General features: G+C 61.8%; 17 protein-coding genes. 6 read left to right on the top strand and 11 right to left on the bottom strand.

Features of this window, described 5'->3' with window-relative positions:
- Window positions 1-297: 297 nt before the first annotated feature.
- Window positions 298-1,344, bottom strand: a complete 1,047-nt coding sequence (locus GA0061101_RS08390) for a threonine aldolase family protein (protein ID WP_037196381.1) — start codon at window positions 1,342-1,344, stop codon at window positions 298-300.
- Window positions 1,345-1,910: 566 nt separating this feature from the next.
- On the opposite strand from GA0061101_RS08390, the gene gltB reads away from it, so the two are divergent.
- Window positions 1,911-6,635: a glutamate synthase large subunit gene (gene gltB, locus GA0061101_RS08385; protein WP_037196382.1), complete on the top strand. Its 4,725-nt coding sequence runs from the start codon at window positions 1,911-1,913 to the stop codon at window positions 6,633-6,635.
- A gap of 177 nt (window positions 6,636-6,812) precedes the next feature.
- Window positions 6,813-8,267 carry a glutamate synthase subunit beta gene (locus GA0061101_RS08380; protein ID WP_037196383.1) on the top strand — a complete coding sequence of 485 codons (1,455 nt, stop codon included), beginning with the start codon at window positions 6,813-6,815 and terminating at the stop codon, window positions 8,265-8,267.
- A gap of 64 nt (window positions 8,268-8,331) precedes the next feature.
- On the opposite strand, the gene GA0061101_RS08375 is transcribed toward GA0061101_RS08380, so the two are convergent.
- A complete protein-coding gene (locus tag GA0061101_RS08375; protein WP_037196384.1) occupies window positions 8,332-9,081 on the bottom strand; it encodes an aminoacyl--tRNA ligase-related protein in 750 nt (249 codons plus the stop codon).
- 12 nt (window positions 9,082-9,093) lie between these two features.
- Here GA0061101_RS08375 and GA0061101_RS39330 point away from each other — a divergent pair, with 12 nt between their 5' ends.
- Window positions 9,094-9,312 (top strand): hypothetical protein, encoded by a 219-nt coding sequence (locus GA0061101_RS39330; protein ID WP_047638975.1) that lies wholly within the window; start codon window positions 9,094-9,096, stop codon window positions 9,310-9,312.
- A gap of 27 nt (window positions 9,313-9,339) precedes the next feature.
- On the opposite strand, the gene GA0061101_RS08365 is transcribed toward GA0061101_RS39330, so the two are convergent.
- A complete protein-coding gene (locus tag GA0061101_RS08365) occupies window positions 9,340-10,533 on the bottom strand; it encodes an SGNH/GDSL hydrolase family protein (RefSeq protein ID WP_037196385.1) in 1,194 nt (397 codons plus the stop codon).
- Between the two features lie 83 nt (window positions 10,534-10,616).
- On the bottom strand, window positions 10,617-11,840 hold the full coding sequence (locus GA0061101_RS08360) for a lytic murein transglycosylase (protein ID WP_047555333.1): 1,224 nt from the start codon (window positions 11,838-11,840) through the stop codon (window positions 10,617-10,619).
- Window positions 11,841-12,043: 203 nt separating this feature from the next.
- Between GA0061101_RS08360 and galU the strand changes: the two genes are divergently transcribed.
- Window positions 12,044-12,931, top strand: coding sequence for a UTP--glucose-1-phosphate uridylyltransferase GalU (galU, locus tag GA0061101_RS08355; protein ID WP_037196387.1), 888 nt, complete (start codon window positions 12,044-12,046; stop codon window positions 12,929-12,931).
- A gap of 119 nt (window positions 12,932-13,050) precedes the next feature.
- Here galU and GA0061101_RS08350 read toward each other — a convergent pair whose 3' ends face one another.
- Window positions 13,051-14,583, bottom strand: a complete 1,533-nt coding sequence (locus GA0061101_RS08350) for an outer membrane beta-barrel protein (protein ID WP_092573459.1) — start codon at window positions 14,581-14,583, stop codon at window positions 13,051-13,053.
- 197 nt (window positions 14,584-14,780) lie between these two features.
- Here GA0061101_RS08350 and GA0061101_RS08345 point away from each other — a divergent pair, with 197 nt between their 5' ends.
- Window positions 14,781-15,776 (top strand): KpsF/GutQ family sugar-phosphate isomerase, encoded by a 996-nt coding sequence (locus GA0061101_RS08345; protein WP_037196391.1) that lies wholly within the window; start codon window positions 14,781-14,783, stop codon window positions 15,774-15,776.
- Here GA0061101_RS08345 and GA0061101_RS08340 read toward each other — a convergent pair whose 3' ends face one another.
- Window positions 15,777-16,235 (bottom strand): NfeD family protein, encoded by a 459-nt coding sequence (locus GA0061101_RS08340; protein WP_092573458.1) that lies wholly within the window; start codon window positions 16,233-16,235, stop codon window positions 15,777-15,779.
- Between the two features lies 1 nt (window position 16,236).
- Complete coding sequence (locus tag GA0061101_RS08335) at window positions 16,237-17,253, bottom strand: SPFH domain-containing protein (RefSeq protein WP_037196393.1); 1,017 nt, start codon at window positions 17,251-17,253, stop codon at window positions 16,237-16,239.
- 322 nt (window positions 17,254-17,575) lie between these two features.
- Here GA0061101_RS08335 and GA0061101_RS08330 point away from each other — a divergent pair, with 322 nt between their 5' ends.
- A complete protein-coding gene (locus GA0061101_RS08330) occupies window positions 17,576-18,484 on the top strand; it encodes a S1C family serine protease (protein ID WP_037196589.1) in 909 nt (302 codons plus the stop codon).
- Window positions 18,485-18,514: 30 nt separating this feature from the next.
- On the opposite strand, the gene hemH is transcribed toward GA0061101_RS08330, so the two are convergent.
- From hemH to omp10, 4 genes are all read right to left on the bottom strand, one after another.
- Window positions 18,515-19,549, bottom strand: a complete 1,035-nt coding sequence (hemH, locus tag GA0061101_RS08325; RefSeq protein ID WP_092573457.1) for a ferrochelatase — start codon at window positions 19,547-19,549, stop codon at window positions 18,515-18,517.
- A gap of 97 nt (window positions 19,550-19,646) precedes the next feature.
- Window positions 19,647-21,734: a 5'-nucleotidase C-terminal domain-containing protein gene (locus tag GA0061101_RS08320; RefSeq protein ID WP_092573456.1), complete on the bottom strand. Its 2,088-nt coding sequence runs from the start codon at window positions 21,732-21,734 to the stop codon at window positions 19,647-19,649.
- A 147-nt stretch (window positions 21,735-21,881) separates the two neighbouring features.
- Window positions 21,882-22,205: a hypothetical protein gene (locus GA0061101_RS08315; RefSeq protein WP_092573455.1), complete on the bottom strand. Its 324-nt coding sequence runs from the start codon at window positions 22,203-22,205 to the stop codon at window positions 21,882-21,884.
- A gap of 27 nt (window positions 22,206-22,232) precedes the next feature.
- Window positions 22,233-22,619, bottom strand: a complete 387-nt coding sequence (gene omp10 / locus GA0061101_RS08310) for an outer membrane lipoprotein Omp10 (protein WP_037196397.1) — start codon at window positions 22,617-22,619, stop codon at window positions 22,233-22,235.
- Between the last annotated feature and the right edge of the window lie 147 nt (window positions 22,620-22,766).

The raw sequence follows: 22,766 nt of genomic DNA, 5'->3' as shown, positions 1-22,766 counted from the left end.
CCTGCATGCCCTGTCCCTGAGCCACACCGGTTCAGACCAACGTCAGCTTCCGTCGCCACTGTAAGTGGCAGCGGACAAGGACATCAGCCCGTCCGCTATATGGTGCCATCTTCATATCCGGACTTGTCGCTTGCGTCATGGCAATGACGGTGGTCGTCCATCGTGCCGCGAGGTCCGATCGCGACGATCCGCCGACCCTTACGATGTTCGCGCATCGGAATCGGAACTAAGCTTCTGGCGCCCTGTTGAGCGCCGCCCGGCCCGAGGCCGGTTCCGGCGCTCTTCTTTGCCCCGCCGTCAAGCGAGGCAGGCGAGGAAATCCGTCACGTCGGTCTCAGTTGTGGCGAAGCTGGTGACGAGGCGGATCAGCGTCTCATCCTTGCCGACCAGTTCGGGCTGCGATTCCGGGATCGGCCATTCGTAGAATTTCGCACCCTTGTCCTCGGCAGTCTTGGCGGCCGACTTGGCCACGATCGCGAAGACCTCGTTCGAAATCGTCGGCCAGGCGAGGCGTGCCGCAGGCGCCTTTTCGATGCCGGCGCGCAGGCGGTCGGCCATGCCGTTGGAATGACGGGCCAGGTCGAGCCAGAGATTGTCCTTGAAGTAGCCATCGAACTGAGCGGCGATGAAGCGCGATTTCGAGAAGAGCTGGGCGGCACGCTTGCGGATGAAATGCATCTCCTTCGCCTTTTCTGGATTGAAGAAGACGATCGCTTCGGCGCACCAGCAGCCGTTCTTGGTGCCGCCAAAGGAGAGGATGTCGACGCCGCGCTTCCATGTCATCTCAGCCGGGCTGGCGTCGAGCGCAACCAAGGCGTTGGCGAAGCGTGCGCCATCCATATGCAGCGGCAGGCCGTTCGCCTTGGCGACCGAGGCGATGGCATCGATCTCGGCGAGCGAATAGACCGTGCCGATTTCCGTTGCCTGGGTGATCGTCACCGCCGCGGCGCGGCCATGATGAACGGCATCCTGCGGGAAACGGGCAATCTTGGTGGCAAGCGCCTCGGGGTCGATCTTGCCGGCAGCACCCTTGACCGTTGCGAGCCGTGCGGCGCTGAAGAAATCAGGGGAACCGCATTCGTCTTCGGCGACATGCGCCTCACTGTGGCAAAAGGTGATCCCACCCGGCTTCTGGACGCTGGCGAGTGACAATGAATTGGCGGCAGAGCCTGTCGCGACGAAGAAGACGGCAACCTCGCGCTCGAAGATCTCCGCGAATTTGGCCTCTACCCGCTGATCGAGGTCGCTCGTGCCGTAGGCGGAAGCGAACCCTCCCGACTCGGCAAGGAGGCGTTCGGCGATCTTGGAATGGGCGCCAGCCCAATTATCGGAGGCAAAGAACATGGATGTGCACCAGATGAAGGATTGAATTGAAGGAAGGATAAATAAGGCCGGGCGGACATTACGCCAATGCAACTGCCTATCAAGAGCGTCCTCTTGAAGAATGCATCACAGAAATTGATCTACGCAATCAACAAATAAAATGATGCGCTGCAGCGAAACTTTATTGCTCTAATTATGCAACAAGGGCAATCTTACGTCGTTCGCTGACGAATTTTTGCCGTTTTGCTCTTGCGAAGGCTTAAGCTTTCTGGCATAGAGCTGATGAATTAGGACAGGGTTGCTGTCCTATTTTGGCCGCCGAGGCCGAAGATGCGCCGGAGGGTCCTGACGATGTCGGGATTTAGAGCTATAGTTATCGGGAGCATGCCTTTTCAAGCCTTCGAGGCGGCGGGCAGGGCGGCGGTGGAATAGCAAGGCGCGGAACGCTGACGACGGGCTCCACCACGAGGCCCGGTGTTCGCGACCGGATCTTCACAATGCAACAGCGCTGTCGCGCGTCGGCCCCGGAAACGGACCGCGCGGGACGAAGGAGCGCCCGCGACGCGGGCCTTACCGGAGGGAAGACGATGACGAACAGGACGCCGTCCATGACTTTTGACCAGACCGCTGCAGCCAATGCTGTCGCTACGGCCAAAACGTCGAAACGCGCCGCCGGCATCCCACGGAAGCAAGGCCTCTACGATCCGCGCAACGAGCACGATGCCTGCGGCGTCGGTTTTGTTGCGCATATGAAGGGCGAGAAGTCGCATCAGATCGTGCGCGACGGCCTGTTCATCCTTGAAAACCTGACGCATCGCGGCGCCGTCGGCGCCGATCCGCTGATGGGCGACGGCGCGGGCATTCTCGTGCAGATTCCCGACCGCTTCTTCCGCGAGGAAATGGCCCTGCAGGGCATCACCCTGCCGAAGGCGGGCGAATATGGCGTCGGTCATTTCTTCCTGCCGCGCGACGAGACGCTGATCGAGCATTTCAAGAATGCCATCAGACAGGTCGTCACCGAGGAAGGCCAGGAGCTGATCGGCTTCCGCGACGTGCCGGTCGACAATTCCTCGCTCTCGAAGGCGCCTGATATCGCCGGCACCGAGCCGCATCATGTACAGGTCTTCATCGGCGCCGGTCGCGATGCCGGCACGAACGAGGAGTTCGAGCGTCGCCTGTTCACGCTGCGCAAGGTGATCTCCAACCGCATCTATGCGGAATACGAGGGCGAGGAGAGCAACTTCTACCCCGTCTCGCTGTCGAGCTCGACCATCGTCTACAAGGGCATGTTCCTCGCCTATCAGGTCGGCGCCTATTATAAGGATCTGGCCGATCCGCGCTTCGAGTCGGCGGTCGCCCTCGTGCACCAGCGCTTCTCGACGAACACCTTCCCGTCGTGGAAGCTGGCGCATCCCTACCGCATGGTCGCCCATAACGGCGAAATCAACACGCTGCGCGGCAACGTCAACTGGATGGCGGCGCGCCAGGCGTCGGTATCCTCGCCGCTGTTCGGCGACGATATCTCCAAGCTCTGGCCGATTTCCTATGAGGGACAGTCGGATACCGCCTGCTTCGACAACGCGCTCGAATTCCTCGTGCGCGGCGGCTATTCCATGGCGCATGCGGTGATGATGCTCATCCCGGAAGCCTGGGCCGGCAACCAGCTGATGGCGCCGGAGCGCAAGGCGTTCTACGAATATCATGCCGCCCTGATGGAGCCGTGGGATGGCCCGGCCGCCGTCGCCTTCACCGACGGCAAGCAGATCGGCGCGACGCTCGACCGCAACGGCCTGCGTCCGGCCCGTTACCTCGTCACCAATGACGATCGCGTCATCATGGCGTCGGAAGCCGGCGTGCTGCCGGTCGACGAAGAAAAGATCATCCAGAAGTGGCGCCTCCAGCCGGGCAAGATGCTGCTGATCGACATGGAAAAGGGCTGCATCATTTCCGACGAGGAAGTGAAGTTGGAGCTCGCCACCAAGCATCCTTATCAGAGCTGGCTCAAGCGCACGCAGCTCATCCTCGAAGACCTGAAGCCAGTGGAGCCGCGCGCGCTTCGCCGCGACGTGTCGCTGCTCGACCGCCAGCAGGCCTTCGGCTATACGCTCGAGGACACCAAACTCCTGATGTCGCCGATGGCGACGACCGGGCAGGAGGCGATCGGCTCCATGGGCACGGATACGCCGATCTCGGCCATGTCCGACAAGCCGAAGCTGCTCTACACCTACTTCAAGCAGAACTTCGCGCAGGTGACGAACCCACCGATCGACCCGATCCGCGAGGAGCTTGTCATGAGCCTCGTCTCCTTCATCGGTCCGCGTCCGAACCTGCTCGACCATACCGGCATGGCCAACGCCAAGCGCCTGGAAGTCCGCCAGCCGATCCTGACCAACGGCGATCTCGAAAAGATCCGCTCGATCGGCCACACGGAAGACCGTTTCGACACCAAGACCCTCGATTTCACCTATGACGTCGAGCGCGGCGCCGAAGGCATGCCCGAGATGCTCGACCGTCTCTGCGAGCGGGCAGAAGCCGCCGTTCGCGGCGGCTACAACATCATCGTGCTTTCCGACCGGCAGATCGGGCCGGACCGCATCGCGATCCCGGCGCTGCTGGCCACGGCCGCCGTGCACCATCACCTGATCCGCAAGGGGCTGCGCACCTCGGTCGGCCTCGTCGTCGAAACCGGCGAGCCGCGTGAAGTGCATCATTTCTGCCTGCTCGCCGGCTATGGCGCCGAGGCGATCAACCCCTATCTCGCTTTCGACACGCTGCTCGACATGCATCAGCGCGGCGAATTCCCGAAGGAAGTGGACGCCACGGAAGTCGTCTACCGCTACATCAAGGCGGTCGGCAAAGGCATCCTCAAGGTCATGTCGAAGATGGGCATTTCGACCTACCAGTCCTATTGCGGCGCGCAGATCTTCGATGCGATCGGCCTGCAGCAGGAATTGGTCGACAAGTACTTCTTCGGCACGGCGACGATGATCGAGGGCATCGGTCTTGAAACCATCGCCGAGGAGACCGTCGCTCGCCACAACTCCGCTTTCGGTCGTGATCCGCTGCTGGCGAGCACCCTTGAGATCGGCGGCGAATATGCCTTCCGCATGCGCGGTGAAAGCCATGCCTGGACGCCGGATGCGGTGGCAGCACTTCAGCATGCCGTGCGCGGCAATGCCGAGGATCGCTATCGCGAGTTCGCCGAGATGGTCAACCAGTCGGCCCTCCGGATGAACACCATCCGCGGCCTCTTCAAGATCAAGGGTGCGGAAACGCTCGGCCGCAAGCCGATTTCGATCGATGAAGTCGAGCCCGCTATCGATATCGTCAAGCGCTTCTCGACGGGCGCCATGTCCTTCGGCTCCATCAGCCGCGAGGCGCATACGACGCTGGCGATCGCCATGAACCGGATCGGCGGCAAGTCGAACACCGGCGAAGGCGGCGAAGAGTCCGATCGTTACATGCCGCTCTTCGACGGCTCGCCGAACCCGGAACGCTCCGCGATCAAGCAGATCGCCTCCGGCCGCTTCGGCGTGACCACCGAATATCTGGTCAATGCCGACGTGCTGCAGATCAAGGTGGCGCAGGGTGCCAAGCCCGGCGAGGGCGGCCAGCTGCCCGGTCACAAGGTCGATGCGACCGTCGCCAAGACCCGGCATTCGACGCCGGGTGTCGGCCTGATCTCGCCGCCGCCTCACCATGACATCTACTCGATCGAAGACCTCGCGCAGCTCATCTTCGACCTGAAGAACGTCAACCCGACCTCGGCGGTGTCGGTCAAGCTCGTCTCGGAAGTCGGCGTCGGCACGGTTGCCGCCGGCGTTGCCAAGGCGCGCGCCGACCATATCACCATCGCCGGCTTCGACGGCGGCACCGGCGCTTCGCCACTGACCTCGCTGAAGCATGCCGGCAGCCCGTGGGAAATCGGCCTTGCCGAAACCCAGCAGACGCTGGTGCTGAACGGGCTGCGCTCGCGCATCGCCCTGCAGGTGGATGGCGGCCTGAAGACCGGTCGCGACGTCATCGTCGGCGCGATGCTCGGCGCGGACGAATTCGGCTTCGCCACCGCGCCGTTGATCGCGGCCGGCTGCATCATGATGCGCAAGTGCCATCTCAACACCTGTCCGGTCGGCGTCGCCACCCAGGATCCGGTGCTGCGCAAGCGCTTCAAGGGCGCGCCGGAGCATGTCATCAACTACTTCTTCTTCGTCGCCGAGGAAGTGCGCGAAATTCTCGCCTCGCTTGGCGTTACCAAGCTGGACGACATCATCGGCGCTTCCGAGCTTCTGGAGAAGGACGACATGCTCGCCCACTGGAAGGCGAGGGGCCTCGACTTCAGCCGCATCTTCCACAAGGTCGACGCGCCGAAGGAAGAGACCTACTGGACATCAGCGCAGAAGCACCCGATCGACAATGTTCTCGACCGCACGCTGATCGAGAAGGCCGAGCCCGCTCTGTCCTCCAAGACGCCGGTCGCCTTTGAGGTCGGCATCAAGAATGTCGACCGTTCGGCCGGCGCCATGCTGTCGGGCGCGGTTGCCAAGCGCTATGGCCATCGCGGCCTGAAGGAAGACACGATCAACGTCACGCTGAGAGGCACCGCCGGCCAGTCGTTCGGCGCGTTCCTGGCGCGCGGCGTGACTTTCAACCTCATCGGCGACGGTAACGACTATGTCGGCAAGGGTCTTTCGGGCGGCCGCATCATCATCCGTCCGCCGGAGAATTCGAAGATCCTGGCCGAGCACTCGATCATCGTCGGCAACACCGTGCTTTACGGCGCAACCGAAGGAGAGTGCTACTTCCGCGGTGTCGCGGGCGAGCGCTTCGCGGTCAGAAACTCCGGTGCGATCGCCGTCGTCGAAGGCGTGGGCGACCATGGCTGCGAATACATGACTGGCGGCGTCGTCGTCGTGCTCGGCGAAACCGGTCGCAACTTCGCGGCCGGCATGTCGGGCGGCGTGGCCTATGTGCTCGACGAAATCGGCGATTTCGCGCGCCGCTGCAACATGGCGATGGTCGAACTGGAACCGGTTCCCGAAGAGGACGAACTGCTGGAGAAGCTGCATCATCATGGCGGCGACCTCATGCACAAGGGACGCGTCGACGTTTCGGGTGACATGACGCGCCACGACGAGGAGCGTCTCTACCAGTTGATTTCGAACCATTTCCACTACACCGGTTCGACGCGAGCCAAGGAAATTCTCGATCACTGGGCCGACTACCGCCCGAAATTCCGCAAGGTCATGCCGGTCGAGTATCGCCGTGCCCTCGAGGAAATGGAGCGCAGCCGGATGGGCGTGGCGGCGGAGTAATCCGCCCCGGCTCGTTAAGCCAGTCGAGGGTTTCGCCTCGCATTGCGGTCGCCGCTTGGGCGATCGCAACTGTCGAACAGCGGAATCGGATTTGAATTACAGTGCCGGACAGGGAACGGAACTTACCCTCAGGCACGGGAGCCATCGGCTCCACTTTTTGAGTGAGGAAACGAAAGCATGGGCAAGGTAACAGGCTTCCTGGAAATCGACCGGCAGGTAGGCAAGTATCAGCCGGCGTCTGATCGCATCCGGCATTTCCGTGAATTCACGATCCCCATGTCGGACCCGGAAGTGCAGAAACAGGCGGCTCGCTGCATGGACTGTGGCATTCCCTATTGCCACGGCCCGACCGGCTGCCCGGTGCACAACCAGATCCCGGATTGGAACGACCTCGTCTACAACAACAATTGGGAAGAGGCGATCCGCAACCTGCATTCGACCAACAACTTCCCGGAATTCACCGGCCGCGTCTGCCCCGCCCCTTGCGAGGAAGCGTGCACGCTGAACCTGGAAGACGCGCCGGTTGCCATCAAGACCGTCGAACAGGCGATTGCCGACAAGGCCTATGAGCTCGGCTTCATCCGCCCGCAGCCGGCAACCGTGCATACCGGCAAGAAGGTCGCCGTCATCGGCTCCGGCCCTGCCGGCATGGCCGCCGCCCAGCAGCTCGGCCGCGCCGGCCACGACGTTCATCTCTATGAGCGCGAGTCGAAGCCCGGCGGTCTGCTGCGTTACGGCATCCCGGACTTCAAGATGGAGAAGAACTTCATCGATCGCCGCGTCGAGCAGATGAAGGGCGAGGGTGTCACTTTCCATTGCGGCGTCAATGTCGGCGTCGACGTCAAGGTCGAGCAGCTCCTGGCCGATCATGATGCCGTGCTCTATTGCGGCGGCTCGGAAACGCCGCGCGAGGCCGGCATTCCCGGCGTCGAGCTTGCCGGCGTGCATGACGCCATGCCCTACCTCGTGCAGCAGAACCGCCGCGTCGGCCGCGAAAACATCGACAGCGTCGGCTGGCCTGCCGATCCGATCCTTGCCGGCGGCAAGCATATCGTCGTCGTCGGCGGCGGTGATACCGCATCGGACTGCGTCGGCACGGCATTCCGCCAGGGTGCGGTCAAGGTCACCCAGCTCGACATTCGCCCGCAGCCGCCGGAAAAGGAAGACAAGCTCGCCGTCTGGCCCTTCTGGGCCACGAAGATGCGCACCTCCTCCTCGCAGGCAGAGGGTGCGGTTCGCGAATTCCAGGTCGCGACACTGGAATTCGTTGGCGAAGACGGCGTGCTGACCGGCGTGAAGTGCTGCGAAGTGGATGAGCGCCGCAAGCCGATCGCCGGGACGGAATTCGTCATCCGTGCCGATCTTGCCTTCATCGCCATCGGTTTCCGTGGACCGTTCACCGACGGCGTGCTCAAGGAACTCGACGGCAAGCTGACCCTGAACACCGACAAGCGCGGTTCGACCAACGTCGTCGCCGACGACAAGGACTACAAGACCTCCGTCGACAAGTTCTGGACCGCCGGCGACGTTCGCCGCGGCCAGTCGCTGGTGGTCTGGGCGATCCGCGAAGGCCGCCAGGCGGCGCGCGCGATCGATGAGGCCTTGATGGGCTCGACGGTTCTGCCGCGGTAAGCCTCACCGATATTTTGGTGCGATTATCAGAAGGCCGGGTTCGCGATGAACCCGGCCTTCATTCTTATCGGCTTGCCGCAATGTTCCAATTGTAGATGCAGCGATCGAGCCCGATGGCGATCTCGAGTACTCTCACATCATGGTCTATCGCAGGCCCCTTTCTGGCGTGGCTGCGATAGCGTTGGGGGAAATCCGTGCGCTTCGAGATCGAACAGACCTCCATCCATTTATCGTCGTTGTCGACTTCGATATCCATCGTGACCTCGGAGTAGGCCGGCAGGCGGTCCGAAGGAACGATTCTGGTCGGCAGATGGATGACCGATCCGATCATGCGGCGGACCGGCTCCAGGCAGGCTGCGTGGTAATCGTTGCCGCTGTCGGCAGTGAAGGCGCATTGGAATTCGAGCTGCCAGAATTCCTTGAGCCGCACATGCTTGGTCGGTTGATCCTGTTCCCGGCGGTAGGATTTTCCAGCCTGCCAGATGCATAATGGCAGGCGTGTTCTGGAGTGATTTCCAAGAAGATGCTGCATGTAGACATAGGTTGACGCGGTTGTCTCCGGCCGCAGCAACAGTTCGGTCTCAGTCTTCGAGACCCGTTCCTGCACCCATATGTCCTCCTGGGAATAGGCATCTGAAACGAGGCGGCGCGGCATAAGGGTCGGGGCTTCCACCCTTCGGACATCCCAGGCGGGGTTGACCGATCGCAGGAAGCTGCTGATTTCATCGGAAAAGAACCGGACCAGATCGTCGCGCAACCGGATATCCCGCTCTTCCCAATGAACGAGCGAATTTACGTTGTAGATATTGAGCACGTGCCATTCTCCATGGGCAACGTTGATGTTTTGGGCAAGGGCTTTACGTCCAGCAGCCGCCGGACAGACCAATGCCTCCGGCCGTCACGACTGGACGCGGAGACCTCGACCGGAGAAAGCGCGCAAAATCACAACCTGCAAGCAGGTGCTGTCATGATCGATTTGATCTGCGCGGTTGGTGCTCATGACGTTTTTTTAGGGGTGCGCTGCGATATTGTCAAACAGGCCTAGTCGTGGACGCACTTATGCGGAAGGTTCTCACGGCGCGGCCGATCCCGGCAACCTGTAGTCATCCACGCGGCCTGCAGGCGCCGGCGCCATTTGGCCTTTCTCGACCAGGAGGTCCCGCGGCGATGGTGTCGTGGAAGCCGGTGCAGGCGTGCCGCCCAGGAGCTGCGCGCCGCCGTCAAGGTCTGGGTCGGAAAGGCTCATCGGCGGGATGCGGGTGATTTTCTCCATCTCAGTCGGAGGCAGGTTGGCCTGCTGCGCCGGCAACGGATTGCCGGTATCGAGGCGGGTGATATCGGGGCTTGCCTGATCGCCCAGCAGCCGGCGTGCCGATTTCTCGACATAGAAGGCGACCTTGCGCTTGCCTGCCGCGGTCAGGTTGACACCGTCAGCGGTTCTGAGCCGCACCTGCTGGCCGTTGATGTCGGAGCCGGTGACGATGAACTCGCCGTTCTGGTCGGTAAAGCCGTCCCAGATGTCGATGAACTCTCCGCCGACGCTTGTCGTCTGGCTCTGATAGAGCTGGTTGAGCTTGACCGCGCTTGCCGTCAGCTGGTCCGAGCCGAAGGAGGGCAGACCGACCCAGAGCAGCGGAATGTGGCGGCTCGTCACCAGCTTGGCAAATTGCTGCACGCGCTCTTCATAGGCGAGGAACCACGGGTCCGTGCCGTATTTTTCGTTGAGACCGTCGCCGATGATCTGCTGGCGATCGTTGGCGCCGAGCATGACGATGACCATTGTGGGCTTCAGCTGGTCCATCATGCCTGTCAATTGCTGCGGCCAGTTGTAGTAGTCCTGCCGAACGAGACCCGAAGCGACATTGCCGCGCGTTTGGATGACGACACCGGGCGAGGCCGAAAAGGCATCTTCCAGTCCGGTTCCGAGACCGCTGGCGAGAAAGTCGCCGACGACGAGGATGGTTTTGGCATCGGGCAGCTTTTCCGCCGCCGGAGGTGTTTCCGGTTGGACCGCCACCGGCTGACGTGGCGGCGGCGTCGGCCGTTTGCGCGGCTGGATCTTTCGCCGCGGCGGCGGCTGGTCGACGGACTGGTCGGTATAGTCGGGTTCGCGGGTGCCGAACAGCATGTCGAACAGGTTTCTGCGCGGCCGCTCCTGCGCTTCAGCCGCCGTCGGCAGGCAGCCGAGTGCGACGATGGCGGCAAGGAGCGCTGTCAGAATAAGCCTTGCGGTTGCCATGGTTGCGCGGGCAGGTCGTTTGATCATAGCTTCTTTTCCGCTCACGCCCCATGGTCGCATGAGGAAGTATCTTCCGTCCAGCGGTTCAAGATCGCGCTGATAGCGGCCGCCTATTTGCGCAGCGCGTTCAGCAGGTTCATGGACGGTTCGCCATCCGCATCCATGCCGATGCGCTGCTGAACCGCGGCGATGGCCGCCTTCGAGCCGGATCCGAAATTGCCGTCGACGACGCCGTCATAATAGCCGAGCTGCTTCAGCCGCGTCTGCAGCTCGAATTTTTGCTGCACGTTCAGCGCACCGCTCGGTCGCGGCCAGGATTGCTGCATGCCGCCGTAGCCGGCGATCTGATCGGCAAGCAGGCCAACGGCTACTGCATAGCTGTCGGATGCGTTGTAGCGCTTGATGGTGAAGAAGTTGCCGGTCATCAGAAAGCCGGGGCCATCCGGCCCGCCGGGCATCTTCAGCTGCGCGCGGTCGGAGGTCTGACGGAAGCCCTTGCCATTGGGGCGGACGAAACCGAGAGCGGCCCATTGGGCGATCGTGTGGGTCTTGCCGGCCTGTGCGCCGCCGCCAGATGGCACGACCACCTCGTAGCCCCATGTGCGCCCGGTCTCCCAGCCGTTCTTGGCAAGCAAGTTGGCCGTCGTCGCCAGCGCATCCGGAATGGAATTCCAAATATCGGCATGGCCGCTGCCGTCGGCATCGACAGCATAGAGCAGATAGCTGCTTGGGATGAACTGCGTATGGCCCATGGCGCCAGCCCAGGAGCCGTTCAGCTCCTTGCGCGACACGTCACCCTTCTGAAGGATCTTCAGCGCTGCGATGAGCTGTTTCTTGGCATAGTTGGCGCGCTTCGGATCGGCATAGGCAAGCGTCGCCAGCGCGCGGGGCACGTAATGCAGCCGATCGTTCTTGGCGAGAACTGCGCCGTAGTTCGACTCCATCGACCAGATGGCGAGCATGATATTTCGATCCACGCCGAAGCGCTGCTCGAGCGAGCGGAGCGTGGACGCATATTTAACCGCCATCTTCCGGCCAATATCCACGGTATAGGGATTGACACGGGAGTCGAGGTAATCCCAGATTTGGGACTTGAATTCCGGTTGGTACTGCGCTTTTTCAAGGACCGTGGGGTCAGGGTCCGTCACGCCGGCGAATGCATCGCGATAGGTCGATGGTGTAATGCCGCTCTTTGCGGCGGTCGTGTAGAAGCCCGCGATCCATTTTTGGAACCCCGGGTCAGCATTGGCGTTAACGGGAGCAAGTCCCGCGAAGGCAGCGAACGCGAGCGCCAGAGCGAGACCACGAAGGGAGTTTTTGCGGTTTGGGGTCATCTACAGCCTTGTCCATCGATCGTTGGATTTCGGTGCGGCGAAGCTCTTAGCGTTCATCCAAGCGTGACACTAGAAGAACGAAGTCAACAAATTCTTTACCATGGAAGCCGGGGTCAGTCATTATTTGCAAAACAGTAGCAAATTTATTCTACTGACCCTGAGAATGGCTTGGCGCCAGGCTAGTGAATGCCCAGGAGGTATGAGTGGGACAGCATAAAAAAGTTCGTAAGGCAGTATTTCCGGTGGCCGGACTGGGGACGCGGTTCTTGCCGGCGACCAAGGCGGTGCCGAAGGAAATGCTCACCGTCGTCGACAAGCCGGTGATCCAGTACGTCGTCGATGAGGCGATGGAAGCCGGGATCGAGCATTTCGTGTTCGTCACCGGCCGCAGCAAGCACGTGATCGAGGATTACTTCGACATTCAGTTCGAGCTTGAGCATACGCTGCGCCAACGCAACAAGAATGCAGAGCTGTCGTTGCTGAACGGCCTGCTGCCGAAAGCCGGCACGGCCAGCTTCACGCGTCAGCAGGAGCCGCTCGGCCTCGGCCATGCCGTGTGGTGCGCCCGCGAGATCGTCGGCGACGAGCCGTTCGCGCTGCTGCTGCCCGACATGGTCATGCGGGCCGAAAAGGGCTGCATGAAGGGCATGATCGAGCTTTATGAGACCAGCGGCGGCAATGTCATCGCCGTTGAAGAGTGCGCTCCGGATCAGACCCATAAGTATGGCATCGTCGGTGTCGGCGAAACGATCGGCAACGGCTTCCGCATCACTGAAATGGTGGAAAAGCCGGCCAAGGGCACGGCCCCGTCCAACTTCTTCATCAACGGCCGCTACATCCTGCAGCCGGAAATCTTCCGTATCCTGGAAAGCCAGGAGCGTGGCGCCGGCAATGAAATCCAGTTGACCGACGGTATGCTGAAGCTGGCACAGCAGCAGGATTTCGCCGGTTATCACTTTCAGGGCCAGACGTTCGACTGTGGTGCAAAGGATGGCTTCATCCTCGCCAACGTCGCTTTTGCGCTCGCGCGCGCAGATATCCGCCCGACCATCGAGGATGAACTGAAGGCGCTGATTACGGCCCTGAAATAAGTTCTTAAATCGTTGAGAACAAAGAGCTGAGGCTCGGCATGTGCCGGGCCTCATTTCGTTTCGGATGACAAGATGGGAGTGAACGCAAGACACGCTGCGACGAACGGTTCAGGTGGTGATCAGCGCTTCACTGTCAATCCAACACCTGCCTGTAGCTGGCGGGTGTCGTCGCCGGTCTTTCGCGAGGTCAGCTGATAGCCGACATTGCTGGTCAGATCGAGGTAACGGTTGATCCCCCAGGTGAGGCCGAATGCGGCGTCGTATTCGGTCTCGTCGGCAAAGGAGCTGATGGAAGGATAGTCGCGCCAGATCGTTCCGCCCGTCAGCTTTGCAGTGAGATCGTCGCGCAGCTGGTGGCTCAGGGTGCTGGTGATCTGATAGGCGGTGTAGCCGCTTTCGCCGGCTGTGGTGGAGGGCTGGACCGTGGTCGAAAGACCGATGCTGACATCGGTGCCGCGCTGCGGCGACCAGGCGAAATTGCCGTCGATTGTCGGCGAATCGATCGAGGCGAGGCGCGAATCGTCGAATTGCGTGTGCTGGTAGCCGAAGCCGAGCTCGCCCTTCATCTTATCGCCGAGGTCGAGCTCGACACCGGCCTTGCCGCCGTAACTCTGGTTCGAGCGGGCATATCCGCTGCTGTCGCGCGTCTGGTCGTAGACCGCGCGGCCGAGATCGGCTTCGACGAAGGGGATGATGGCCGGCGACAGCTCGTAGCCGATGCGTCCGCGCCATGTGCCGGCGGTCTGGTCGCGGTCGCTGAGCGTAACCTGGGTTCCATCCGAGAGCACGGCATCGGAATAGGCGGTGCGGGTCAGCTCCACGGCAGTCGTGCCGCGCAGCAGGCCGAAGTCGCGCTCCAGCGACAGTCCCGTGGTGAACTGGTTGACGGCCGACTGTTTCGTGGCGCCGGCAATGGCGTTCGGATCGCTGGTGTCCTCACGGGAGAACTGGTAGCCGGCGGTGATGTGGGCGGTGGTATCGGCGGGAAGATCGAGGCGCAGGTCGGCATTGAGGCTGACCGTCGGCTTTTCCTCGCCGGTGCCGCTGATGTTTCTCTGCCAAACGCCTTCGCCTGTTATGGTCAGCGCATGCCGGTCCCAATCCGATGTCAGCGTGCTGCGCAGGTCCGTTTGCAGGAAGGTGCGGTCGTCCTTGGTGGAGCCGGTGCGGTCTTGCTCGATATTGATCGACTGGTTGACGGAGGGGCGCAGGGTGAATGTGCCGAGCGGTATGCCCTGCGCATCCTCGCGATCCGGATGCTGGCGTGCCTTCAGCCCGTCGACGCTGGTCTCGGGCAGGTTGACGCGGCGCAGATCTGTGTCGAGCGTGGAACCTGTGGTGGTCGGATCGACGCTGTCGAGGCGAAGGCGCATATTGGGCGGCGCGTCCGCAGCAGTTGGTGCCTGATTCGTCGATGACGTCGGTTGCGTATTGCTCGAGGACGCGGCCGTCTGGTCGGTCGGTGACGCGGATGTCGCGTCCGTGCCCGGTGATATCGTCTGGGTGTCGTCCGGATTTTGGCCTGGGGACAGCGATTGCGCGTCGGCCGACATCGGCGCGACGAATGCGACGCTCCAGCCGAGCATGGCGGATGTCGCCCATGCCGTCAGCCGGAGGGTGCCGTTACCCGCCTTGTTCTTGCCGATGCCCATTTTGCCTATATCTGACCTTACTGGAAATGCCTTAAATCCTTACCCAAGTGTAAAGCTGCGTGGTTAACGCTTGGTTGCCAAAGGGCCGTGGAGAGCATGCCGCCGGTAATATTATTGAGGCCGCCCGGCTTGTCGGTCGCAGTGGCAAAAGTCGATCTTCAGTGGACAGATTTGCAGAAAAGCGTTAGGCCTCCCTCATGAATAAGAGAGCTGTAAGACTCATCGAGAACGGTGCGATCGAATCCGCGATGCGAACGATCGAGACCGAGAGACGGGGCCTTGAGGCGCTGGAACGTGCGCTCGCCGCTGGTTTGGCCGGTCCGTTCAGCCGCGCGGTGGAGATCATCGGCGATATCAGCGGCCGCGTCATCATCACCGGTGTCGGCAAGAGCGGCCATATTGGCAACAAGCTCGCCGCCAGCCTCGCTTCCACCGGAACTCCGGCCTTTTTCGTGCATCCTGTCGAGGCCAATCACGGCGATCTCGGCATGATCACGCATGATGACGTCATCGTCGCCATGTCCTGGGGCGGCGAGAGCGCCGAGTTGCGCGGCATCATCGCCTATTCCAGGCGCTTTTCGATCCCGATGATTGCCATTACCGCGGGCGAGACCTCGACGTTGGCGCGCGAGTCGGACGTTGTTCTGTTGCTGCCGAAGGAGCAGGAAGCCTGCCCGCATGGGCTGGCGCCGACGACCTCGACGCTGCTGCAGCTCGCCATCGGCGATGCGCTGACCGTGGCGCTGCTGGAGGCGCGCGGCTTCACAGCCGAGGATTTCCGCACTTTCCATCCGGGCGGCAAGCTCGGTGCCAGCCTCTCGCACGTGGCCGATATCATGCACAAGGGCGACCGCGTGCCGCTGGTCAATCTCGGCACGGGCATGCCCGAGGCGGCAATGACCTTGTCGCAAATGCGGTTCGGCTGCGTTGGCGTCATCGATGAAAACGGCTGCCTCTGCGGCATTGTCACCGACGGCGATATCGCCCGCAATCTCGGCACCAGCCTTGCCGACATGCTCGTCGACGAGGTGATGACCCGCAATCCGAAGACGGTGAAGGAAACGACGCTGGCGACCAGCGCGATGGCCGTGCTCAATCGCCACAACATCTCGGCGCTGATCGTCATCGACGATGCGCGCCGCCCGGTCGGCATCGTCCATTTCCACGACCTGTTGCGGATCGGGGTTGCCTGATCAGACCGGTTCGACCGTAAGTTCGCGGCCATTGCTGGCGACGATAATGACACGTGTGCCAACCGGCAAATCGGGCCCCTTGACTGTCCAATAGGTGTCGTTGAGGCGGATGCGGCCACGGCCTTCGGCTATGGGCTCGCCGAGCGTTGCCGTGCGGCCGACAAGGCTTGCGCCGCGCTGGTTCAGGAAGGGCTCGTCCGTGACCTGGTTGTTGTTGTAGAAATAGCGGCGCCCGAGCAGGGCGACGATCACGGCAACGGCCGCAAAGACCAGCCACTGCAACTGCCAGACCCAGAAGGCGTCATCCCAGAACAGCAGCGACAGCGCCCCGACAATGATGCCAGCCAGACCAATCCAGACGAGAAAGAAGCCCGGCAATACCAACTCGGCGGCAAGCAGCACCAATCCCAGCAGCCACCAGCTCCAGGGGCCGAGCTCCACGACGAGATTATCGAACATCTCAGCTCTCCCTGGGCGTCAGTGGATTGACCGAGGGCGTGGTACGAACGGCGCCTGACCGAGGCCGCGAAGGCTGTGGCGCACCATCGCCGTTGCCATTGTCGCCGAAGACTTCGCGGGCAATGGCGCCGATGCCGCCGAGCGAGCCGATGAGGGAGCTGGCCTCCATCGGCATCAACACGATCTTCGAATTGCTGGCCGAGCCGATTGCCGTCAGGGCTTCGGTGTATTTTTGCGCGACGAAGTAGTTGATGGCCTGAACATTGCCTTCGGCGATGGCTTCGGAAACCATGCGGGTCGCCTTGGCTTCCGCTTCCGCCAGGCGTTCGCGGGCCTCGGCATTGCGGAACGCCGCCTCGCGCTGGCCTTCCGCCTGCAGCACGGCCGACTGCTTTGCGCCCTCCGCGCGCAGAATCTGCGCGGCACGGAGCCCTTCCGCTTCGAGAATCTGGGCGCGCTTTTCACGCTCGGCCTTCATCTGTCGGCCCATGGCGTCAACCAGGTCCTTCGGCGGCTGGATGTCCTTGATTTCGACGCGCGTCACCTTGATGCCCCAGGGCTCGACAGCCTCGTCGACCACGCGCAGCAACCGCTCGTTGATGGCGTCGCGGTTGGAAAGAAGCTCATCCAGGTCCATCGAACCCATGACCGAACGGATATTGGTCTTGGTGAGGTTGAGGATCGCGCTTTCGAGATTGGTGATCTGATAGGCGGCCTGCGCAGCGTTCAACACCTGGAAGAAGGCGACCGCATCGGCAGAGACGCTGGCGTTGTCCTTGGTGATGACCTCCTGAGTCGGCACGGCCAACACCTGCTCCATAACGTTCATCCGCACGCCGATCGTCTCGATGAAGGGCACGATCAGATTGAGGCCCGGCTCCAGTGTGCGGATGTAGCGGCCGAAGCGCTGGATTGTATAACGATAGCCCTGTGGCACCGTCTTGATCCCCGCAAACAGCACCAGGATGACCAAGACCACCAGGGCAACCACGAAGATGCTGAAACCACCGACTACCATTGAATTCCTCCATGGAGGCGCCCACGGTATGCGGGCCTCTCGCGTCACGTAAAGCGCTGCCGCATCGTTCTCCGTACGTTCGGTCGAAAACGCATGACGACAACTCAATCAGATGTGGTGGGTTAGCATGTTCTCGACAAGGGAGGAATGGGTCGCCCAACAACGCGATCCGGTGTGCCTGAGATTGTTTTGGCCCGATCAATCAATCGCGATCCGGGTCTTGCTTCCGGCGGTTGATATTCATACTTTAATGGGGAAATCTCCGGCTCCGCTGCCACACAGCCTTTCGGGCCCAACCTTTGCGCATCATCAGGGTGAAGCTATGAATATCGATAGGACCTTACGGTCGGTCGTGGCCGTGCATGCCTCAATTCCGGAAGACGCTTTCACGGCGACGACGCTCGGCACCCGCAGGGAAGGCAACGGCGTCGTCATCCGCGGGAACGGGCTGGTGTTGACGATCGGCTACCTCATCACGGAGGCTGAGGAAGTCTGGCTGACGACGAATAGCGGTCGTGTGGTGCCGGCACACGCGCTTGCCTACGACCAGGAAACGGGATTTGGCCTGGTGCAGGCGCTTGGCCCGCTCGACGTGCCCGCGCTGGAATTCGGTGATGCCGAAAAGGCCGAGATCGGCGATCCGGTGGTGATCGCAGACGGCGTCGGCCAGTTCGTCGAGGCGAAGATTGTCGCCAAACAGGAGTTCGCGGGTTACTGGGAGTATCTGCTCGACGAGGCGATCTTCATTGCGCCGGCGCATCCGTCATGGGGCGGCGCCGCGCTGGTGGACGAGGAGGGCAAGCTTCTGGGTGTCGGTTCGCTGCATCTGCAGATGGCGACCCAGAATGGCGAAGGCGCCGATATCAACATGGTCGTGCCGATCAACCTGCTGCTGCCCATTCTGGACGATCTGATCAAGCGAGGGCACGTCAACAAACCGCCGAGGCCCTGGCTTGGCGCGTTCTCGGCCGAAAGCAATGGCGAGGTCGTTGTCATGAGCGTGACCGAAGGCGGTCCGGCGGCCAAGGCGGGATTGCGCCGCGGCGACGTCATCTCGGAGATCCGCGACGCGGAAGTGGATGGGCTGGCCGATTTCTATCGGAAGATATGGGAGAGCGGGCCGGCCGGCGCCGAGATCCCGATGCGGGTGCTGCGCAATGGCCGGGAGGCCTGGTTGCGCATCAAATCCGCCGACCGCGGCAGCTTTCTCAAGAAACCGCAGCTGCAATAGAGGCCATCGCCGGGATTCACCGGCGATCGGTCAGACCCAGCCGAGCAGTTCCCGCCGCACAACCTTCTCCAGCACTTTCATGCCGTCCTCGCTGTCGTTGAGGCAGGGGATGTGCGTGAACTTATCGCCGCCATTGTGATGGAAGGATTCGGCGGCCTGTTCGGCGATCTCTTCCAGCGTTTCCAGGCAGTCCGAGACGAAGCCCGGGTTCAGCACGGCGATGCGCTTGGTGCCGTCCTTGGCAAGCTGTTCCACCGTCTTGTCGGTATAGGGCTGCAGCCATTCCTCCGGACCGAAGCGGGACTGGAAGGTGACCATGAACTGATCCTCGGTAAGCCCGAGTTTCTCGCGCAGCAGGCGACCTGTTTTCTGACAGAAGCAATAATAGGGATCGCCCAGTTTGAAGTAGGACATGGGTATGCCGTGGAAAGATGCGAGGATCTTCTCGGGCTGCCAATCCAGCGTTGAAAGATGCCGGGTCACGGAATTGGCGAGCGCTTCGATGTAGGTGTCGTCGTCGTGGTATTGCGGCACGGTGCGGAGTGCCGGCTGCCAGCGCATCTTCGCTAGCTTCTCGAACGCCTTGTCATTGACGGTTGCCGTCGTTGCGGCGGCGTATTGTGGATAGAGCGGAAAGAGTACGATGCGCTCGCAGCCGCGATCCTTGAGCGCCTGGATGCGGTCGCCGATCGAGGGTTGGCCGTAGCGCATGGCCCAGTCGACGGTCACATTGGGTAGATCCTGTAGGCGTTCGGCCATCTGATCCGATTGATTGCGCGTATAGGTACGAAGGAAGCTCTCATCTCTTTCCTTGTTCCAGATCGTCTCGTAGGCCTTGCCGACCTTCTGCGGTCGGGTGTTGAGGACGATGCCGAACAGGATCGGATACCATTTCCAGCGGGACCATTCGATGACCCGACGATCCGTCAGGAACTCGCGCAGGTAGCGACGCATCGAGGCGTAGTCCGTGCCGTCGGGTGTTCCGAGGTTGACAAGCAGCACGCCGACCTTGCCGAATTTCACGCTGGGGTGATCGGGCGGAAAGGTGGTCAGGTCTGCTGTCATCGATTGAATTCCTTTTAACGAAACGAAGTCCTTCACATAGGAACAAAAGCCGGCCCGGAAAAGCCCGGACCGGCTCTCTCACGCGAGACAAATCGTCTTACTTGGCTGGAACTCTCAACTTTTCGCCGACCGGGAGATGGTGCGGCTTGAGATTGCGGTTGGCGGCCAGAAGCTTGTGCCATTGTTTGGCGCTTCCGTAGTAGGTCTTGGCGAGATCCCAGAGCGTGTCGCCGGCGACGATGACGTGGATTGACGGTGTCTTCGGCTTTTCGCTGGCCTCGGCTGCCGGCGCGGCTGTCGCAGGAGCCGTCGTCACCGGTGCCGACGTTGCCGGGGCTTCCGTCGCAGGTGCCGATGCAGCAGGCGTCGAGGTTGCCGGAGCGGATGGGGTGTCCGCAGGCTTTGCCGGCGTGGTGGCGGCGGGCGTTGTCGCCGAGGGTGTCGAGGAGGCCGGCGGCGTAGCGCTGGGTGCTGCCGCGCTGCTAGCGGCGGGTGTCGGAGCGGGCTTTTGGTCCGGCGCAGCCTGCTGCGGGGTTTCGGCCGGCTTGGCCGCTTCGGGCTGGGCGGCAGCCGGTGCTGCGGCGATCTGGGTTATGCGGCCGTCCGTGTATGGCTTGTAAGGGTTGTGTGCAGCAAGATAGTCGGCGACCACCGATTCCAGGTTGGGACCGAAGTCATAGGCATTCTTGCTGTCCTTCGCGAAGACCGTGTAGCCGTCGCCGCCGGCGCGCATGTAATTGTTGCTGACGACGCCGTAGGTCTTTTCGGGATCGAGCGGCTTGAATTCAGTGCCTTCCTGCACCTCTACGGAGACCAACCGGCTGCCCGGCGGCTTCGACTTGTCAAAGCTGTATTTGAGGCCTGCCACCTGTGGGAAGCGGCCGGCGCCGTCGTCGATCTGGCTGAGGCCGTTTTCCAATGCGGCCTTCACGTTCGCGCCGGTGAGCTGGAAAGTCGCGACCGTGTTCTGGAAGGGCAACACGGTCAGCACGTCACCCATGCTGACATCGCCGCCGCCGATCGAGGCACGCAAGCCGCCGCCGTTCTGGATGGCGATGCTGATGCCCTGGCCCTTGGTACGGTCGAGCATGGCGTCGGCGACAAGATTGCCCATCGAGCATTCCTGAACGCGGCAGATTTCCCGAGCGCCTTCGATCGGGCCTTGCGAGCTGCCGATGATCTTCTTGCGCAGCTCTTCGATCGGCTTCGCCATTTCCAGCACGCGAGCGGCAATCGCCGGATCGGGCTTGATGGAGGAGTCGAGCAGGATCGGATCGCCGTTGGCGCCCTTGACGGCGCCGTTGTCATCGAAGGTGACGACGAGATCGCCGAGATACTTGCTGTAGGACGCCGCCTGAACGACCGGCACCTTATAGCCTGCCGGATTGTCGACCATGGTCGGATATGGCCCGGCTGCCTTCGGATCCGTGTTCGACAGCAGCGTATGCGAGTGGCCGCCGACGACGACGCTGACGCCGGCGATCTTGCCGATCTTTTCGACGTCACGGGGATAGCCGACATGCGTGAGCGCGATGATCTTGTTGACGCCCTGAGACTTCAGCGCGTCCACTTCGGCGCTGATGGCGGCGGCATCGTCGGTGATCTTCACATGCGGACCGGGCGAGGCGAGTTCGGGCGTTTCGGTCGTGACTGCGCCGACGATGCCGATCTTCTGGCCGCCGATAGTGAGCACGATCGATTTCTTGATACGGTTGCCGAGCTTCGACTGATCGTCAATTACCAGATTGGCAGTCACGACGGGGAATTGCGCCTTGTCGAGGAAGGCGGCGAGCGGCCCCTCGCCATCATCGAACTCATGATTGCCGACGGTCATGGCGTCGATCTTCATATCGTTGAGGAATTCGACTTCGGCTGCACCTTTGTAGGTCGTATAGAACAAGGAGCCCTGGAAATTGTCGCCGGCATCGAGCACCACGACATTCTGGCCGGCAAGTGCTGCGCGGCGCTGGTCGATGGCCGTCTTCAGCCGCGCTGCCCCGCCGAAGCACTCGTTCTTGGCCTCCTCGGCCGCGGAACATGTCGCATCGAACTTGTTGATCGACTCCACGCGCGAATGGAAATCGTTGAAGTGCAGGATGTTGAGCTGATAGTCCGCGAAGGCTGTGCTGGTGCTGAACGCCAATGCCGCGGCGGCCAAAAGACCCACTCCGAAGGGCTGCTTCATCTGTCTCTCCTGTTCGTCCTTACAATCCGGCCCGCCTATGCCCCAAGGCGGTCCCCCACGTCGATGTTTTCATCATGGCGGAGCGAGCGCAAGCGAAAGCTGTGGGCTTCATTAGGATTTTACAAAGCAACGAAATGAGCCGTCAGATCAAGAGCATGCTTCGATAGAGGCGTCTCCGTAGGATTCCAGCGATGCCGTCGCGCTATTCCAGCCGACAGCGCAAAAGACAAGCAGGCAGCAGAGCGCCGCAGCGAGATGAAAACGCCGACGCCTGACCCGATAAAGCTGGATCGCGCCGGCACCATAGATCAGCAAGACGGGCAGCGCGAAGATGAGGACACTCATCGGCCCGTCACAGTCGAGCGCCTCGTTACCTTGAGCCCGGTAGCTGTTGACGGGGAGAATCGCGGCCAGGACGGCGAAAGGCAATGCTGCGATGAGGGCCAGATAGAGCACCATCATACGGTGCATGACGTCTTATCCGTCCGCCGGGCCTGTTCAGCCCTGGCGGTTGAGGGAGAAGTGTCCGCCGGTCTCGGAAGTGCAGTTAAGCTGACCGGGGTTGGCCATGAAGCAGTTCACCTTGGAGCTGGTGCGCTTGATGTTCGAATAGAGATTGATCTGGACGACGCCGGAAGCGTCGGTCGTGTAGGTTCCGGAGGCCATCTGCTGGTTTGTGCCGTCGGTCGTGTGCGTCTCGAAACGGCCGGCCGAAAATGTCGAACTCAGACCGTTCGAATCCGCCCAACTGCCTTCCACCGAGTTCGCCCGTGGCTGCGCGCCGGGGTTCATCGCCATCGGCGGCGGTCTCGATCCGCCGAAATCGACGCAGGCGGACAAGGCTGCCGTAGCGGCTGCGAGGGAAAGCACGGTTCTGATCTTCATAAATATCTCCCGCGATGAAGGCGGTCTATTGTCGTATCGGTTGCGAGAAAGATGGCGCGGCTATTGGGTTAAAGCAAGGCTTGAGAACGCAACTGCTTGATTTATCCCGCTTGCGTAACAAAAATGCCCGCACGACCTGTGCGGGCA

The sequence above is a fragment of the Martinezella lusitana genome (assembly GCF_900094565.1).
GTDB classification, from domain to species: Bacteria; Pseudomonadota; Alphaproteobacteria; order Rhizobiales; family Rhizobiaceae; genus Rhizobium; species Rhizobium lusitanum.
Note: the sequence above shows the minus strand (reverse complement) of the source record. Positions and strands in the feature narration are given on the sequence as shown.